This window comes from Psychromonas saccharinae, assembly GCF_051201515.1.
In the GTDB taxonomy this organism is placed as follows: Bacteria; Pseudomonadota; Gammaproteobacteria; order Enterobacterales; family Psychromonadaceae; genus Psychromonas.
This window is the reverse complement of sequence record NZ_CP195153.1, coordinates 1,241,668-1,258,146: the sequence shown is the minus strand read 5'-3', so window position 1 is coordinate 1,258,146 and position 16,479 is coordinate 1,241,668. Positions and strand designations below refer to the sequence as shown.

Genomic DNA, 16,479 nt, shown 5'->3' with positions numbered 1-16,479 from the left:
CTATTTTTATTCGGAATGTGCATCACTTTTTAAGTTTTCTAATTTTAACTTAGTACTTTGTATTTCAGGACGACTAATTCGTTCCGTTATTTTTAACGCTAAGTTTTTATGTGATTTACCTAAGTTTGCACGAAATGTCGGTAAACCTTCAACTGAGACCAACATTGAGTTAGGCATATCAACGGGAATAATATCACCTGCTTTCAAGCCAATCATTTCTCTCAGGGTTAACTCTTTTTCAAGTAATTTCGCATTAAATTCAACGGGCACATCCATAATTTCATCGGCTAATGCTTGACTCCATCGTTGATCCGTATCCTCCTTATCACTTTGTACCCCTGCATCAAGCAGTTCTCGAATAGGCTCTAACATCGAATACGGCATCGCGATATGAAAATCACCACCACCGCCGTCTAACTCGATATGAAATGAATTCACCACAATGACTTCTGTAGGACTAACAATATTAGCCATTGCAGGGTTTACCTCTGAATCTAAATATTCAAATTCAGCATCCATTACAGGGGCCCACGCATCGTGATAATCTTCAAAAATAATCTTCAATAACATTTGAATAATACGACGCTCTGTCGGAGTAAACTCTCGCCCTTCTATTTTGGCATGATAACGACCATCTCCACCAAAAAAATTCTCAACCAGAATAAACACCAAACGTGCTTCCATGGTAACAAGTCCAGTTCCTTTCAATGGACGAAATCGCACCATATTTAAGCTTGTCGGTACAAATAACGTATGCAAGTATTCGCCAAATTTGAGCATTTGTACGCCATTAATAGAAACCTCAACGGTATGACGTAACATATTAAACAAACTAATTCTTAGATGACGGGCAAATCGCTCATTAACCAATTCAAGGGTTGGCATTCGCCCACGCACAATACGATCCTGCGAAGAGAAGTCGAAGTGGACAAGACTTTCATCTAATTCCCCCTCACTTTCAACAAGCTCATCTTCAACATCATCAACACCATGTAATAGCGCATCAATTTCGTCCTGTGACAATAGATCTGCCATTAAAAATCCTATTTATATCAAAATAATAATTGGAAAATAATATCGTTTATTTCTGCAATGCTAATAAACAATATCAATATGCAGCGGTTTAATTTATCCCGATTGTATTAAATATATGATCTAAATTTTACGCAGGGAAAATGGTTTAGTTCGAGACGAAAGTTAATGTAAATGGTTGTTCCCTTTACGAAACTTTCAACAAAGAAATAAATCATTTTAACCAGTAAAATAGATCAGCTAATTACTACGATTGGTATTAAAAAAATATATTTATAATCGCTGCTGTATTTTTAATACTTACTGTAAAACGAAGCCAGTAAACAATACTGAGTCAATTAATGCTTTATTTTCATACTTAGTCGTGACTTCGTTTAACGCTTTCAATGAAAAAGCACGAAGTTCAGTTTTCCCTAAAGGACTACGTAACTGCTCAACTGAAGCAGCTGAAAAAACTCGCACTAATGTGTCTTCTAACAAAGGAATGTGTTTTTTTGCTAAATTAACTTTATCACTCCCTCGGATTAACAACTGTACTTTAATTTGTACTAAACGATCTCGCTTGCCATCCATAACATTAAAAACAAAGGGGCGAGGCATCGGCACATAGGACGCTAATTGAACTTCGCCTGATTCATCGTTACTTGCTTGCTCTTCTGATTGTTCAACGACTTCGGCACTATCATCACCAGAAAAAAAGAAGAAGAAAGCACCTGCACCACCACCTAATAACAAAACAGCAGCAACAATAATAATAATAATTAATTTTTTCTTACCACCGCCTTTCGCTTCATTGTCACCTTCTAATGAAAGCTCTTCATTATTTTCGCCAGCCATGTTTTTACCCTTATGCTTAGTAATACGAATGCAATTTAAATAATATTTTTATATTTCAAATTAACGCGGCAATTTTAATGCATCTTTTCTATGAATTCAGTAATAATTGAAGCGCTCTATGCATAATAGTCTATTCCTTGCTCTGAATTAGGAATTTTAACCGTTCTTGTCATTATTTCTTCATCATGTCCTTGAGAAAAATCACCACTGGTTGATACATTGCTTTTATTTTGGGAACCACTTTGCCCTTGTTGATTAGTGTTTTGCTGTTGTCCACGCGCATTTTGTTCAACACTTGTATTGCCTAAATTCACTCCCTGCTGCGCAAGTTGCTCGCGTAATTTTGGTAAATTTTGCTCAATAATATCTTTACTTTGACTCGCATCCGTTTGAATAGACATATTAAGCTGATCCTGATGCATATGTAATTTAATATGCATAGAACCAAGTTCAGCAGGATCCAATCTAATATGTACCTCTTGTTTACCTTGATTAATCATCATCAATACCCGCTCTCCAATCATCGCAGCTGAATGCTTTGCATGTAAATCAAGCGTCTGTTGTAACGCAGTATTAGAAGCCGCTAATGACTGTGGTTCTACTTTATGCGTACTTGAAGCATTAATATCTGAAACACGTAAACCTGAAGCTTCACCAAGATGATTAACTGATACCTTTGCCGACTCCGTATGATTTACGATTAAACCTTCGGTTTGTTTTTCTGGGGTAGAATTCGATGTAGTACTGTCGACTAGAGGCAGTTTCTGTGATGAGGCTTTATCACTCTCATTAAATTCTGAAGCAACGCCCGTCAGGTGCGATATACCTTCAGATGCTAATTGGTGAATATTATTTTTTGTATTGTCTGCCGTAAACTGCCCTACTTTATCATTTTTGCTCACCTGAGCACCTGTACTATCTAATGATTCATTTGCCCCTGAATTTAAGGGTGAAACTTGTCCCGCACTAGTTAAATTAGGTGTAATCTCAGATGTAACGCTATTTGTTAACGGTTGACTGTCTGCCCTGATATCCATTTTGGTTTGCTCTATATCAATCGCTGGAGAAACTGTGTCCTGAGATAGGTTTGACGAGGCTAGACCACCCGTAGTATTGACAGATATATGATCCAAAGAAATTTCTCGAAGTTGATCATCACTTAACGCTTGTGCATTCCCTACCTCATTGGAGGTTTTTAATTGAGACTCTACATCTTCAGTTTGTAGTTCAGGGGTAGTAACACTACCAGTGGTAAATGCATCAAGAGAAAGCCCATCCGTAAGAATTTCATTATTATCTTGGGGAGAAACAAGCGTTTTAGGATTAACTGTTTCAGTCGATACCTTTTTATTCACATCTTTAACTATTGAAGCTTCAAGGTTAATAGTTTCCGACGATATCTTATTATTCACATCCTTAACCATTGAAGCTTCAAGATTAGTGACTTCCGACGATATATTTTTATTCGCATCCTTGACCATTGAAGTTTCGAGATTAATAACTTCCTTAGATATATTTTTATTCCCATCCTTAATAGATGACATATCAGAATTAACAGCTTCAATAGAAACATCTTTATTATTAACGCCTAGAGTTGACAATACCTGAGGCTCAACGACTTCAAGAGAAGGTTTATTATTAGTAGAGGTAAGAGATTGGGGTTTAATTCCATCAGCTTGAGTAAATGTAGTATTCTCCATTGCTTCGCCTTGCGAAAGACGATTGATATTAAGTTGTTCATCATCACTCATTATTGTATTGATGGCTTCGCTTGAATTAACAACAACCGTAGCGTCTGAGTTAGGGGTATCTATAGCCGCACTTAAAATCCCACTATCCACCCCAATATCATCTGGCAAGTCTGTCAGTTTTTCTTTCTGCTTTAATTCACTTAATAGGCCAGCATTTATATCCGTTGGCAGCATATTGCTATTATCTGTATTATTTTTAAATTGTGAATCTTGTTTTTCACTAACATGTCCATTCAAATCGACTTCAATATTACCTGAGGTTATTTCATTGTGATTATTAGCAACAGAATTTGCAATTACCGTTGCCTTAAACGGTAATGTGGTGTCGGCATAAGAATCAACCTGCATAGATGAATTTTTTTCTGACACTTTTACTGCTCCCGACAATTGAGTGTCAATATTTTGTGCTGCTTGAATTTGTTCCAATATATTTGTTGAATCAAGTTGTTCAGCTGATGCTGCTTGCGATTGAAGCAAACTCGAGCTTGCAGAATAATCCGTTGATTGAGAGGGTTTTTTAATTAAAGTGTCGGTTGCTAATTGAGTATTTTCAACTGTACTTTTTATACCACTATCACCTTCGAGATCTGCCATCATCGGGCCGACTGTAATTGGGTTGTTTCCTTCTTTTAAGGTTATTTTAGATAATAATTGAGCAGCAGTTGCATTCGTCTTTGTTTTTTCAGGAAGTTCAATGGCTTCTCCAAGTACACCAGAAAACTTATTTGATGATACTTGCTCCGTCAATGAGTCGTCAGCCGGAAGCCCAAGACTCCCCATCGTGACACTTTGAGTATTTTCTCCAGTTGCGGACGAAGAAGGGGTAGCTAATAAAATAGATTGCATCATACACTGGCTCTTTATAAAGAAAACAAATTGCCGCTTTACAGCAATAAAGGGAACATGAATGCCTGTTCAGTCACTAAAAATAGTTATTATCTAATAACAAGCAATTTACAGACCAGATTTAAATACTAAATCGTTATTGTGAGGATTGTTTTTGAAAATATTGAAATGTGGCAAATTCGTCGAGTAATTGTTGTTCTTTTTTATCAGCAATTTTAGCTTTTTGCCGTGCTTTTTTCTCTAATAGCATTGCCATTGCTTTGCAACTAACTTGACTTTCCAGCCAACGTTTTTTTTCAGTATGAACATCATATTCAAACTTAACAATTCCCTGTTGTTGCTTTGTAATACCTTGATCAAGTTGAACAATAAACTGTTGATATTTACCTAACTCTGCAATTGATAAACCCTGTGATCCTTTTACCGTTAATTGCGACACATATTGACGACGATACTGATGCAAATTTTGCAACTGATTACGTTGCTCAAACAACTGTCGCTGTGCATTTTTATATGCTTGTAAAGCCTGTTCTACTTGCTTTTCTCGTTGTTCATACACAAGTTGTAGAGGATCTCTTGCCATAACCCTATTCCTTTAACTATTCACGAAGGCCTGTGTTAATGCAGCCAGTTGTGTCAAACAATCGTTATAACTGATTGTATCTTTCATGCCTTGCTGCAAGAAATGATCCAATTTTGGTTTAATAACAATCGCTTTATCAACTCGCGGATCACTTCCTTTTGCATAGGCACCGATAGTAATCAACTCTTTATTTTCTTGATATAAGGAATATGCCTGCTTCAATGCACGTGCTAATGTTTGATGCTCATCGGAGGTAACCATAGGCATTACACGGCTAATAGATTTACCCACATCGATAGCAGGAAAATGACCAGAATCAGCAAGATCACGAGATAATACAATATGACCATCCAAAATAGCCCGAGATGCATCTGCAATCGGATCTTGAAGATCATCACCTTCCGTCAATACGGTAAAGAACGCACTGATCGAACCTTGTTTCTCATTCCCATTTCCCGCTCGCTCAACTAAAGCAGGTAACTTAGCAAAAACCGAAGGGGGATAACCTTTTGTGGCAGGAGGTTCACCAATTGCTAATGCGATTTCACGCTGCGCTTGAGCAAAACGTGTTAACGAATCCATCAGCAATAGGACATTAAGTCCTTGATCACGAAAATATTCTGCAATAGTTAAAGACGTTTCACACCCCTTTAAACGCATTAATGGTGAAGCATCTGCTGGCGCTGCAATCACAACAGAGCGTTTGCGACCTTCGACACCTAATATTTCCTCGATAAACTCTTTAACTTCTCGACCACGCTCACCAATTAATCCAACCACAACAACATCGGCATCGGTACCTCGAGTCATCATGCCTAATAGCACACTTTTTCCCACACCCGATCCAGCAAATAATCCCATTCGCTGCCCTTTCCCCACAGTAAGTAAAGAATTAATCGCTTTAATACCTACATCGAGTGGATCTTTAATCGCTTTTCGACTGAGTGGGTTAATACGTGGATTATTATATTGACTATGTTGTGCAGTAATAATGTCGCCTTTACCATCAATAGGGTTACCTATTCCGTCAAGTACACGCCCTAACAACTCCATCCCAACAGGAATCCCTTGGCTTTGAGTTTGTGGAATGACTTTAGCACCAGGTAAAACACCCGTTAATCGCTCGCTAGGCATTAAAAATAAACGTTCCCCAGAAAAACCAACAACTTCTGCATCAATAAAACCATCATTTGTTTCAACCCGGCATAAACTACCAACCGCAGCACTACAACCAATTGCCTCCAGTGTTAAACCGACAACTCGCACTAATTTTCCCGAAACAGTAGGATGTGTAATCGACTCCCCAGACTTATATTGAGCAAGGCGTTGCCCGAGATCATTCATATTTATTCAGCCGTCTCTGTTTTCATTGTTAAATTTTCATCGGCATTGCCACTAATTTTTTCATCATTAATATCGACTGTATTATCAGGTGACGTCTTTTTAGTCGCTAGCGGTTGCTCATTCAGTAAATTTGAATCCTCATTTTTTTCAGGAAGTTGAGCATGGTTTTGCTTAAAAAAATGCGTTAATACCTGTTCCACTCGATGTGAAAAGGCGTAATCAATACTCGATGTTTTAGTATGAATTTGACAATCACCACGCGCTAAAACAGGGTCTCCCTGCAAATCCCAACCGCGTTTTTCACATATTTCCGGTGAATAAGCAGACTGAACAAAAAGTAAATCGTCAGGGTGTAATAAAATTTTCAATGTTTGTTCAGAGACAGGCAGTGCATCAACTGCTTGCTTTAATGCCTGTAAAATAATTTGAGGATTAGTTTGCACTTCACTGCGCGCAATTTGCTCTGCTAGATTGGTTGCCAATAAAACCAATTGATATTCAACGTTATCATCTAATTTTTCAAGTGGATGATGTAGTCGTTCGATTAATGACTCCCAGTTTTGGGTTAACTTATCGATTTGTTGCTGCCCCGCTGCAAGACCCTCTTGCAACCCTTGCTCATTGCCCTTATTTATGCCCTCTTGTAACCCCTGAGCTGTTCCCTCTTCGAGCCCCTTAACAAACCCTGCTTCCTTGCCTTCTTTAAAACCATCTTCATAAGCCGATTGTCTGATTTCTTCAATATCATCAAGGGTTAATGGTTTAGGCGAATCTTCAACCTCTTCTTCTTGCTCATGTTTTTCATCGCCGCGATACCATGAAGGAGGCTTACCAAATAATGTATTATCTTCAATGGATTCTGCATTGTTTTCGTCAATTTCTGGAATAATCCAATTTTTAAACTGATTTTCATTATCCACGATTTATTATCTGCCTTTTAAAAAGAATTTATCGCCCAATCTAAAAAATTAATACGCGATAATGTTACATTATTTTATAAAAACTCGTCGCCACCGCCACCGCCGCCGAGCATAATTTCACCTGCGTCAGATAATCGACGTGCAATCGTCAATATTTCTTTCTGTGCAGCTTCAACTTCACTTACACGAATTGGGCCCATTGCTTCAAGATCATCTTGCATCATTTCTGCTGCACGTTTAGACATATTTTTGAATATTTTCTCTTTAAGTTGCTCATCAGCCCCTTTAATCGCACGCTGTAATTGATCGCCAGGTACTTCACGCAATAATGCTTGAACACCACGGTCATCAAGATCAATAAGATTTTCAAAGACAAACATAAGATCTTGTATTTGTTGACTCATATCTTCATCTGCTTCACGTAGAGAATCCATTAACGCACCTTCGATATTAGTATCGAGATAGTTCATTATATCTGCAGCAGCTTTCGTTCCGCCCATTTTAGCAGCTTGAGCCCCTGCTTGACCGGCAAATTGTTTTTCCATTATTTCGTTTAATTCTTGTAATGCAGCAGGTTGAACCTCTTCTAAATCCGCAATACGCATCATTAAATCTAATCTAACTTTATCTGCAAATTGTGACAGTATTTCTGCTGATTGTTCAGGATCAAGATAGGATAAAACAATAGTTTGAATTTGGGGATGCTCATTTTGAATAATAGAGGCTACTTGGCGCGCATCCATCCATTTTAATGAATCTAAACCTTTAGAACCACTACCTAAAATGATTTGATCAACTAAATTACCGGCTTTATCTTCACCTAAGGCTTCAATTAATGAAGCTCGAACGAAATCTTCACTATCTAAACCAATATTACTGTATTTCTGAATATCTTCGATAAATGCACGATGTACACTCGATACTTTACTTTGCGATGAATCCTGAAGCGCGGCCATTTCCATCCCTAACTTCTGTACCTGTTTAGGCTCTAAATTTCGGAAAATTTTAGCGGCATCTTCAGGGGTTAAACTAAGCATTAACAAGGCTGACTTCTCTGCTCCCGTTAAACTGGAAACATCATATTCAATGGCCCCATCTTTCACTTTTTCATCATCACTCATTAGTTAACCACTCTTTAATTACTTGTGCAGATAAACCAGGTTCGTTAGCCACTAATGCACGAACCGCTTTTAATAAATCTTCATCTTTATGTAAATCTGGTAGCCTAATCTGTCCATTACTTATACCAAATTCAACACTGTTATCATCATCATCGTTAAGTAACTGTAAATTATCATTACCTAAATCACCAATTGCACCACCTAAATCATATTCTTCAACTTGCTCTATCGCTTCAGGATAAAGTAGTTTTTTCATAATAGGGCGAACAATCAACAATAAGGTTAGTATAATAATAAACATACTCCCACCAAATCGGACATATCCTTGGAAGGTTTCTGTTTTCCAAAACTCCTCTTCTTCCTGCGCTTCTAATTCAGGACGATTGAAACTAACCGATGCTATTTCTAACACATCGCCACGTTCATCATTAATGCCTAACCCACCTAATAATAAACGACGAATATTAGCCACTTCTTCAGGTGAACGCGGTTCGTATGTAACCTCACCTTCGGCATTGGTCGTCATAACATAATCTAACGCAACGGAGACACCTAAACGCTCTACCTTTCCAACTTTATGTTTAATATGAGTAACCGTCGTATCAACTTCATAGTTTCGTGTTTCTTCATTATGCGAAGTACCATCTGATAATTTGTTTGTCCCTTCTGCATCTTTGACTTCCTCTGGAATGGAAGAAGCCGCTGGAGGTTGATTAGATAATGCCCCAGGGACAGAGCCAACCGTAGAATTCGTTGATTTAGTTTCTACCAGCATTTCACTACGCACGGCTTGATTACTCGGGTTAAATGTTTTTTTCGTTTCTTCCACAACGGTAAAATCCATTGCTAAATCAACTTCAGATGTATAATTAGCAAGCCCCAGAACAGGAATCAGAATAGCATCAATTTTCGCCTTATATTCATCTTCACGTTGACGCTCCAATGCAAACTCTGTATTTGATTGTGCCGATAAACCACTTTTGCTACCCGAGTGTAATAAGCGTCCACGATGATCGCTAACAGTCACATTATTAGGCGATAACCCCTGAACGGCCGAAGCAACAATATCAACAATAGAGTCAATTTCCTGTGGCGATAAAGTATAAGATTGGTTAGTGGTTACGACAACGGTAGCACTTGCTTTACTTTCTTTACGTGCAAACACACTTTCTTTTGGAATCGCTAATAATACTTGCGCATTAGTAACATTTTTCATCGCTTTGATTGCAAGTACTAATTGACGCTCACGGCTTAATTTCAAACGTTCTTTTTCAACACGTTGACTAACCCCAAAGCCCATATCCTGTAATAAAATATCATCGCCATCATCGCTTGTATCGTTCACTAAACCAGCTCGAGTCATCACAAGTTTAATTTTTTGATATTGATCCGAAGCAACGAGTATTGAATCTCCCTCTAGCTTATACTTTATTTCTTGTTTATCTAAGAAGTCGAGCGTTGTGATCAACTCTTCTGTTTGATACGTTCCTAATGGGCGGTATTCAGTTTCTTTGCCCCACGACCAAATAATAACAACAATCGCTAAAACGATAAGTAAACCAATAATCATACTGATTTGACGTAATACATCGATATTAGAAAAGAATGAAGCTACCGCCCCTTTTTCAGGTACAGAAACTGAATTATCACTTTCTAAATTGCTGCCTTCAATAAGCATATCGGGATTATTAATTGCTTCAGCCACGGAGATTCCTTTTTATCTAAATACAGAAGATAACAGCCTAAACAGGCATACTCATCACTTCTTTATATGCTTCGACCATTTTATTACGAACTTGTACCGTTGCATCAAATGCTAAACTCGATTTATTCGCCGCAATCATCACTTCACCTAAACTGACATCTTTATCACCCATTTCAAAGCTAGTACGTAAATCTGACGTATTTTGTTGAAGTCCATTAACATTATCGATAGCTTGCTTGAACATTTGTGAAAAATCAGCATGAGTAGAGCTTGTTGATTTAGTTAAAGTTTCAGTATCAATCCCTTTAGTTTGTAGGGTTGGCATCGCTAAATCATTAAATGCAGCAGAGTTATTAATATTCATATTCGTTATCCGTTTATTGACACATACTAGGTAAAAGCAATATCCATACCAAATACAAAAAATAAATTTCAACTTGTTTAATAGAAAATGTGAGGGATTGATAAAAATAAATTGACAGGGAGCACTTATCCTTAATAAAAACGTTTTGTAATTACTCAGCACCCTTTAAAATTTCATGAGTTTTTGTCATAAATAGAATGCAAATGCTCAGGGATAAGCCATTTATGCTTAGTTCAAGGCGAAAAAGCGCAGTTTAGTGGTTTAAATGAGCATTTTTCAACGATGAAATAAGCTTAAAGGGCGACGGCCTGAGTAATTACAACGTTTTAAGAAGTAATGCCCAACATTGTGGGATAAATATATTGAAAATAAAATATCGAATAGGATGAACCGTTTGCTTCACACCTTGCTATTAAGTGTAACGAGTTTTACTAAACAAAAAAAAGCCCTGATTTATCACTAAATCAGGGCGCTAAATAACTTAAGTTATTTTAGGATAATAAATTTATTTTGAAAACTCTGGGTAAGCTTCTACACCACAGTCAATTAAATCCATACCTGTTTCTTCTTCTTCAGCTGTAACACGGATACCCATTGTTACTTTAATGATACTCCAAACAATCCATGAAGCGACAAATACAAATCCGAAGATAACTGCTGCACCGTATAGTTGAGCACCAAAACTTGCGCCGTCATTGCTTAGTGGAACAACAAGAAGACCGAAAATACCACACACACCGTGTACTGATAATGCACCTACTGGATCATCAATTTTTAATGCATCAAATGAAGTGATACTGTAAACCACAATCACACCCGCAACTAAACCGATAAGTGAAGCAAATAAAGGTGATGGTGAAGCTGGGTCTGCTGTAATCGCAACTAAACCTGCTAATGCACCGTTAAGAATCATGGTTAAATCTGCTTTACCCCATTTCAATTTACTAACGATAAGTGCACCAACTAAACCTGCTGCCGCTGCTGCATTTGTATTTACAAACACAAGACCAACTGCTGTTGCATTTTCAGCATCAGAAATCAATAGTTGAGAACCACCATTAAATCCGAACCAACCCATCCATAAAATTAATGTACCTAATGTAGCAAGTGGCATGTTTGAACCAGGGATTGGGTTAACAGAACCATTTTTACCAAATTTACCACGACGAGCACCTAATAATAGAACACCCGCTAATGCAGCTGCTGCACCGGCCATATGAACAATACCTGAACCAGCGAAATCACTGAAACCAGCTTCTGATAAGAAACCACCGCCCCATGTCCAGTAACCTTCTAATGGATAGATAACAGCAGTAAATACAACTGCGAATGCTAAGAACGCAAATAACTTCATACGTTCAGCAACCGCGCCTGAAACAACCGACATTGCCGTTGCAACAAAAACGACTTGGAAGAAGAAGTCAGACTCTAAAGAGTGATCTGCGCCTTCAGCTTGCGTACCGATTAAGGTACCGAAAGAAGGTAACCAACCAGCAGAAGCGTTATCAACATACATGATGTTATAACCAACTAATAAGAACATGATACAAGCGATTGCAAATAGTACGATATTTTTAGTTAAAATTTCAGTAGTGTTCTTAGAACGAACTAAACCTGATTCTAACATGGCAAATCCCGCTGCCATCCACATAACCAAGACACCTGAAATTAGAAAATAAAATGTGTCCAACGCAAACTTAAGCTCTGTTACTGTGCTTTCCATAATAATTACCTTTTAAAAATATTAAACTAAATTAAAGTGCTTCATCGTTAAGTTCACCAGTACGAATACGCACTACTTGCTCAACTGATTGAATAAATATTTTACCGTCACCTACTTTCCCTGTATTTGCAGCCATAGTGATTGCTTCAATTAAACGCTCAACGTCCTCAGATTTAACGACAATTTCTAATTTTACTTTTGGTAAAAAATCAACTTGATACTCAGCACCACGATAGAGCTCTGTGTGACCCTTTTGACGACCAAAACCTTTGACTTCTGAAACAGTGACGCCAGCAATACCCGCATCCATAATAGCTTCTCTGACTTCATCTAATTTAAACGGTTTAATTATTGCGGTTAACATTTTCATGGTTATTCCCTTTTTATATAATATTAAACATATAGATACCGATAAAATAAAAACGCTTACTAATCCTTTTTTTATCCGTGCGGTACAATCACCTTCTAATGCATTAGATATAACAAATAACATGCCATTTTTATCAACCCATAAAAATCAACACGTTACAGTTAAATTTCAATATAAAACCCCATAGAAGCACCATGAAAGTGCACTTAAAAGTCTCGCGCCGCACCAAAAAAGATCATTTACATTTTAATTGCTAGAATTGCCCATAAAAAAGACCAAGATAAAACATATACAAGGGATACACATCAATATTAAGAGATATAATGCACTCTATTAACTCATTATTATTCAATCACTTTGAAGACTATCAATTAATGCTAACGATTAAGCTTATTGATCTTTAATTTTGAACTAATAACGAATGTATTGTTCAAACAAGCTGTTCAACTTATAGGTATTCAATCAAAAGGATAATCGAACAGTCTTGACTCACTATTACAGTGCCTTAACAGATAAATATTTTCTCTCCTGAGCGGGCATCTGATATAGTGCACAATAAATTTTCATCATTTCTACCCAAGCACTTGGGTATAACACATCAAAGGTAAATCACATGAAAAAAATAAGCCTACTGCTTATCACTTTCGCGCTAAGTTTTAATGCTCTAGCAACCCCCAGAGTTATCCCAAATGCCCCTTCAATTGCAGCTAAGGGATATCTACTAATCGACTTTGACTCAGGAAAAGTACTGGCTGAAAATAACAGTGAAGAACGACTTGAGCCAGCTAGCCTTACTAAAATGATGACCAGTTATATTATTGGACAAGAAATTAAATCCGGTAATTTAAATCGCGATGATAAAGTGACTATTTCAGAAAATGCATGGTCAAAAAATTTCCCTGATTCTTCTAAAATGTTCATTGAAGTCGGTAAAGAAGTTTCCGTTGATGACCTTAATCACGGTATTATTATCCAATCAGGCAATGATGCGTGTGTCGCAATGGCTGAACACATTGCGGGAAGTGAAGGTGCATTCGCTGATTTAATGAATTCATGGGCTGCACAACTAGGTATGAAAAACAGTCATTTTGTTAATAGCCATGGTTTACATAATAGCGAACATTATACAACAGCTAAAGATATGGCGATTCTTGCAAAAGCATTAATCACTGATGTACCTGAAGAATATAAAATCTATAGTCAAAAATCTTTCAAATATAACGGTATTTTACAATATAACCGTAACGGTTTGTTATGGGATAAGAGCTTAAATGTAGATGGTATGAAAACCGGTCATACTGATGCAGCAGGCTACAGCCTTATTTCTTCAGCAACCAAAGATGGCATGCGTTTAATCAGCGTCGTGATGGGCACAAAATCAGAAAATGCACGTAAAGTTGAAAGTAAAAAACTACTCAACTGGGGTTTCCGTTTCTTCGAAACTATCACCCCTTACAAAGCGGGTGATGAGCTTGCTAAAGAACGTGTTTGGATGGGTTCACAAGAAATGATCCGTTTAGGTGTATCAGTAAACACACCAATCACATTACCACGTGGCGAAGCTAAAAACTTAGCTGCAAGCTTTATTATTGCAGATGAATTACGCGCACCAATTCAAAAAGGTGAAAAAGTCGGTGAAGTGCATTATTCAATTCAAGATGAGCCCGTTGCAACCTACGACCTAATCGCGCTTGAAACCGTTGAAGAAGGTGGTTTCTTCAGCCGTTTTATTGATTACATAAAATTATTATTTATTGGTTGGTTTGGCTAATTTAATCCCCATATAATAACTAACAACAGATCTTATTGATTCGTATCCTCAATGAGTTCTAGTATTATTACCCAGTGAGGCTCCTGCCTCACTTTTTTCTTTATACAAAATTATATTAATTAACGAAATGATTAATTAATATAATTTTGTATCACCACCTTTGGAGTTCCAAATGTCCTTAAACACTAAATTTGATGAGCTTTTAGAGTTCCCATGTAACTTTGCATTTAAAATAATGGGTGTTGCAGAATCCCAAATGATTGAAGATGTGCTCAATGTTATCCAAAAACATGCCCCTGGCGATTACTCACCTAAAATAACGCCAAGCTCAAAAGGTAACTACCAATCCTTAACAATTCCTGTGATTGTGACTAGTAAGGAACATATTGAAACCATTTATACAGAGTTAAATACACTAGAACGAGTTCGTTATATTCTTTAATGAGATAAATGAAATGACCACTATTGCAGACCAACTACATGTGCGATATCTAGGTGTACAGAACTACCTAGACACATGGGAAAAAATGCACGACTTTACCGAACAGCGCAATCATCATACAATAGACGAAATTTGGATTGTTGAACACCCTCCCGTATTCACCCAAGGACAAGCAGGTAAAGCTGAGAATATCTTGCAACTCACTGATATTCCTATTGTTCAAACTGATCGCGGTGGCCAAGTAACCTATCATGGTCCAGGACAACTAATCGCTTATTTACTGATTGATATTCGCCGTAAAGATTTTAATATCCGCACATTAGTTTCGAGTATTGAAAATAGCCTGATTAGCATCTTAGCAGATAATCAAGTCGATGCGATTGCAAAAGCTGATGCACCAGGCGTATATGTTAACAATAAAAAAATAGCGTCATTAGGGTTAAAAATTCGCAAAGGTTGCTCTTTCCATGGTCTGGCATTAAATGTAGATATGGACTTATCACCGTTTTTACAAATCAATCCCTGCGGTTATGCAGGCTTGGAAATGACACAATGTAAAAACGAAGGTATTGCACTTTCTGTAAATGAACTAGCCCCATTATTAATAGATAAATTAAAAGACCGATTAACCTACTCAAAAATAGAGAGCTTTTTTAATGAGTGATAAACCAAGAAAATTAACCGCAGGTGAAAAACTGCGCGATGCAGATAAACTTGCACATATTCCAATTAAGGTGATCCCTTCAGATAAAGATAGCATTTTAAAAAAACCTGAGTGGATGAAAATAAAAATTAAGGCAGACAATACCCGCGTTACTGAAATTAAAGATGCAATGCGTAAAAACAAATTACACTCGGTCTGTGAAGAAGCCTCTTGTCCAAATCTAAACGAATGTTTTAACCACGGCACAGCAACATTTATGATTCTAGGTGATGTTTGTACACGACGCTGCCCTTTCTGCGATGTCGGCCACGGTAAACCGTTAGCACCGGATGTTGACGAACCCAAAAATCTTGCACAAACAATTCAAGATATGAAACTAAAATATGTTGTACTTACTTCCGTTGACCGAGATGATCTTCGCGATGGTGGTGCACAACACTTTGTTGATTGTATTCGAGAAATTCGCAAACTGTCGCCTAATATTAAGATTGAAATATTAGTCCCCGACTTCAAAGGCCGTATCGATAAAGCACTCGCCTGCTTTGAAGACAACTTACCTGACGTCTTTAACCATAACCTCGAAACAGCTCCTCAGTTTTACAAAAAAGTACGTCCTGGCGCAAACTACAAAGGGTCACTAGAACTACTTCAAAAATTCAAAACGCTTCATCCGGAAATCCCAACAAAATCAGGATTAATGATGGGACTTGGTGAAACGAATGAAGATATTGAAACGGTTATACACGACTTATACGAACACGGCGTCACGATGTTGACACTGGGACAATATCTACAACCTAGCTTGCATCACTTAGCCGTAGAGCGTTACGTTCCACCAGCAGAGTTTGATCAACTTGGCGAAAAAGCAAGACAGTTAGGTTTCAGTCATGCAGCCTGTGGTCCCTTTGTTCGTTCTTCTTATCATGCAGATCTTCAAGCTGCTGGTGAAGAGGTCAAATAATATTAATTAATAGAGCGTATTTATTACGCTCTATATCCTCGCCTC

Annotated in this window: 15 protein-coding genes; 4 read left to right on the top strand and 11 right to left on the bottom strand. The window is 37.5% G+C overall.

Annotated features, from left to right (window positions below):
* Positions 1 to 6: 6 nt before the first annotated feature.
* The 11 genes from fliM to ACR30L_RS05520 all read right to left on the bottom strand — a co-directional run bounded on the left by fliM (position 7) and on the right by ACR30L_RS05520 (position 12,596).
* The gene (gene fliM / locus ACR30L_RS05570) at positions 7 to 1,035 is read right to left on the bottom strand and encodes a flagellar motor switch protein FliM (RefSeq protein WP_435237046.1); all 1,029 of its coding nucleotides are present in this window, start codon (positions 1,033 to 1,035) and stop codon (positions 7 to 9) included.
* Between the two features lie 297 nt (positions 1,036 to 1,332).
* Positions 1,333 to 1,869 carry a flagellar basal body-associated protein FliL gene (fliL, locus tag ACR30L_RS05565; RefSeq protein ID WP_435237045.1) on the bottom strand — a complete coding sequence of 179 codons (537 nt, stop codon included), beginning with the start codon at positions 1,867 to 1,869 and terminating at the stop codon, positions 1,333 to 1,335.
* Positions 1,870 to 1,985: 116 nt separating this feature from the next.
* Positions 1,986 to 4,469, bottom strand: a complete 2,484-nt coding sequence (locus ACR30L_RS05560) for a flagellar hook-length control protein FliK (RefSeq protein WP_435237044.1) — start codon at positions 4,467 to 4,469, stop codon at positions 1,986 to 1,988.
* A gap of 133 nt (positions 4,470 to 4,602) precedes the next feature.
* Positions 4,603 to 5,049 carry a flagellar export protein FliJ gene (gene fliJ / locus ACR30L_RS05555; protein ID WP_435237043.1) on the bottom strand — a complete coding sequence of 149 codons (447 nt, stop codon included), beginning with the start codon at positions 5,047 to 5,049 and terminating at the stop codon, positions 4,603 to 4,605.
* Between the two features lie 12 nt (positions 5,050 to 5,061).
* Positions 5,062 to 6,393: a flagellar protein export ATPase FliI gene (gene fliI / locus ACR30L_RS05550; protein WP_435237042.1), complete on the bottom strand. Its 1,332-nt coding sequence runs from the start codon at positions 6,391 to 6,393 to the stop codon at positions 5,062 to 5,064.
* A 2-nt stretch (positions 6,394 to 6,395) separates the two neighbouring features.
* Positions 6,396 to 7,313, bottom strand: a complete 918-nt coding sequence (gene fliH, locus ACR30L_RS05545) for a flagellar assembly protein FliH (RefSeq protein WP_435237041.1) — start codon at positions 7,311 to 7,313, stop codon at positions 6,396 to 6,398.
* Positions 7,314 to 7,387: 74 nt separating this feature from the next.
* Positions 7,388 to 8,434: a flagellar motor switch protein FliG gene (gene fliG, locus ACR30L_RS05540; protein ID WP_435237040.1), complete on the bottom strand. Its 1,047-nt coding sequence runs from the start codon at positions 8,432 to 8,434 to the stop codon at positions 7,388 to 7,390.
* Positions 8,427 to 10,139, bottom strand: a complete 1,713-nt coding sequence (gene fliF, locus ACR30L_RS05535) for a flagellar basal-body MS-ring/collar protein FliF (protein WP_435237039.1) — start codon at positions 10,137 to 10,139, stop codon at positions 8,427 to 8,429. The genes fliG and fliF overlap by 8 nt, the downstream gene beginning before the upstream one ends.
* Before the next feature lie 37 nt (positions 10,140 to 10,176).
* Positions 10,177 to 10,503, bottom strand: coding sequence for a flagellar hook-basal body complex protein FliE (gene fliE, locus ACR30L_RS05530; RefSeq protein ID WP_435237038.1), 327 nt, complete (start codon positions 10,501 to 10,503; stop codon positions 10,177 to 10,179).
* Between the two features lie 505 nt (positions 10,504 to 11,008).
* Entirely contained in the window at positions 11,009 to 12,226 is a 1,218-nt protein-coding gene (locus ACR30L_RS05525; RefSeq protein ID WP_435237037.1) for an ammonium transporter, read from the bottom strand.
* Between the two features lie 31 nt (positions 12,227 to 12,257).
* On the bottom strand, positions 12,258 to 12,596 hold the full coding sequence (locus ACR30L_RS05520; RefSeq protein ID WP_435237036.1) for a P-II family nitrogen regulator: 339 nt from the start codon (positions 12,594 to 12,596) through the stop codon (positions 12,258 to 12,260).
* A gap of 613 nt (positions 12,597 to 13,209) precedes the next feature.
* On the opposite strand from ACR30L_RS05520, the gene ACR30L_RS05515 reads away from it, so the two are divergent.
* The 4 genes from ACR30L_RS05515 to lipA all read left to right on the top strand — a co-directional run bounded on the left by ACR30L_RS05515 (position 13,210) and on the right by lipA (position 16,434).
* Positions 13,210 to 14,367, top strand: coding sequence for a serine hydrolase (locus ACR30L_RS05515; RefSeq protein WP_435237035.1), 1,158 nt, complete (start codon positions 13,210 to 13,212; stop codon positions 14,365 to 14,367).
* 172 nt (positions 14,368 to 14,539) lie between these two features.
* Positions 14,540 to 14,809: a DUF493 family protein YbeD gene (gene ybeD, locus ACR30L_RS05510; RefSeq protein WP_435237034.1), complete on the top strand. Its 270-nt coding sequence runs from the start codon at positions 14,540 to 14,542 to the stop codon at positions 14,807 to 14,809.
* A 13-nt stretch (positions 14,810 to 14,822) separates the two neighbouring features.
* Positions 14,823 to 15,473, top strand: a complete 651-nt coding sequence (gene lipB / locus ACR30L_RS05505) for a lipoyl(octanoyl) transferase LipB (RefSeq protein WP_435237033.1) — start codon at positions 14,823 to 14,825, stop codon at positions 15,471 to 15,473.
* Positions 15,466 to 16,434 (top strand): lipoyl synthase, encoded by a 969-nt coding sequence (lipA, locus tag ACR30L_RS05500; RefSeq protein ID WP_435237032.1) that lies wholly within the window; start codon positions 15,466 to 15,468, stop codon positions 16,432 to 16,434. The genes lipB and lipA overlap by 8 nt, the downstream gene beginning before the upstream one ends.
* Positions 16,435 to 16,479: the final 45 nt, after the last annotated feature.

Coding starts and splice junctions, on each gene's coding strand:
- fliM (WP_435237046.1), bottom strand. CDS start 1,035: ATGGCAGATCTATTGTCACAGGACGAAATTGATGCGCTATTACATGGT.
- fliL (WP_435237045.1), bottom strand. CDS start 1,869: ATGGCTGGCGAAAATAATGAAGAGCTTTCATTAGAAGGTGACAATGAA.
- ACR30L_RS05560 (WP_435237044.1), bottom strand. CDS start 4,469: ATGATGCAATCTATTTTATTAGCTACCCCTTCTTCGTCCGCAACTGGA.
- fliJ (WP_435237043.1), bottom strand. CDS start 5,049: ATGGCAAGAGATCCTCTACAACTTGTGTATGAACAACGAGAAAAGCAA.
- fliI (WP_435237042.1), bottom strand. CDS start 6,393: ATGAATGATCTCGGGCAACGCCTTGCTCAATATAAGTCTGGGGAGTCG.
- fliG (WP_435237040.1), bottom strand. CDS start 8,434: ATGAGTGATGATGAAAAAGTGAAAGATGGGGCCATTGAATATGATGTT.
- fliE (WP_435237038.1), bottom strand. CDS start 10,503: ATGAATATTAATAACTCTGCTGCATTTAATGATTTAGCGATGCCAACC.
- ACR30L_RS05525 (WP_435237037.1), bottom strand. CDS start 12,226: ATGGAAAGCACAGTAACAGAGCTTAAGTTTGCGTTGGACACATTTTAT.
- ACR30L_RS05520 (WP_435237036.1), bottom strand. CDS start 12,596: ATGAAAATGTTAACCGCAATAATTAAACCGTTTAAATTAGATGAAGTC.
- ACR30L_RS05515 (WP_435237035.1), top strand. CDS start 13,210: ATGAAAAAAATAAGCCTACTGCTTATCACTTTCGCGCTAAGTTTTAAT.
- ybeD (WP_435237034.1), top strand. CDS start 14,540: ATGTCCTTAAACACTAAATTTGATGAGCTTTTAGAGTTCCCATGTAAC.
- lipB (WP_435237033.1), top strand. CDS start 14,823: ATGACCACTATTGCAGACCAACTACATGTGCGATATCTAGGTGTACAG.
- lipA (WP_435237032.1), top strand. CDS start 15,466: ATGAGTGATAAACCAAGAAAATTAACCGCAGGTGAAAAACTGCGCGAT.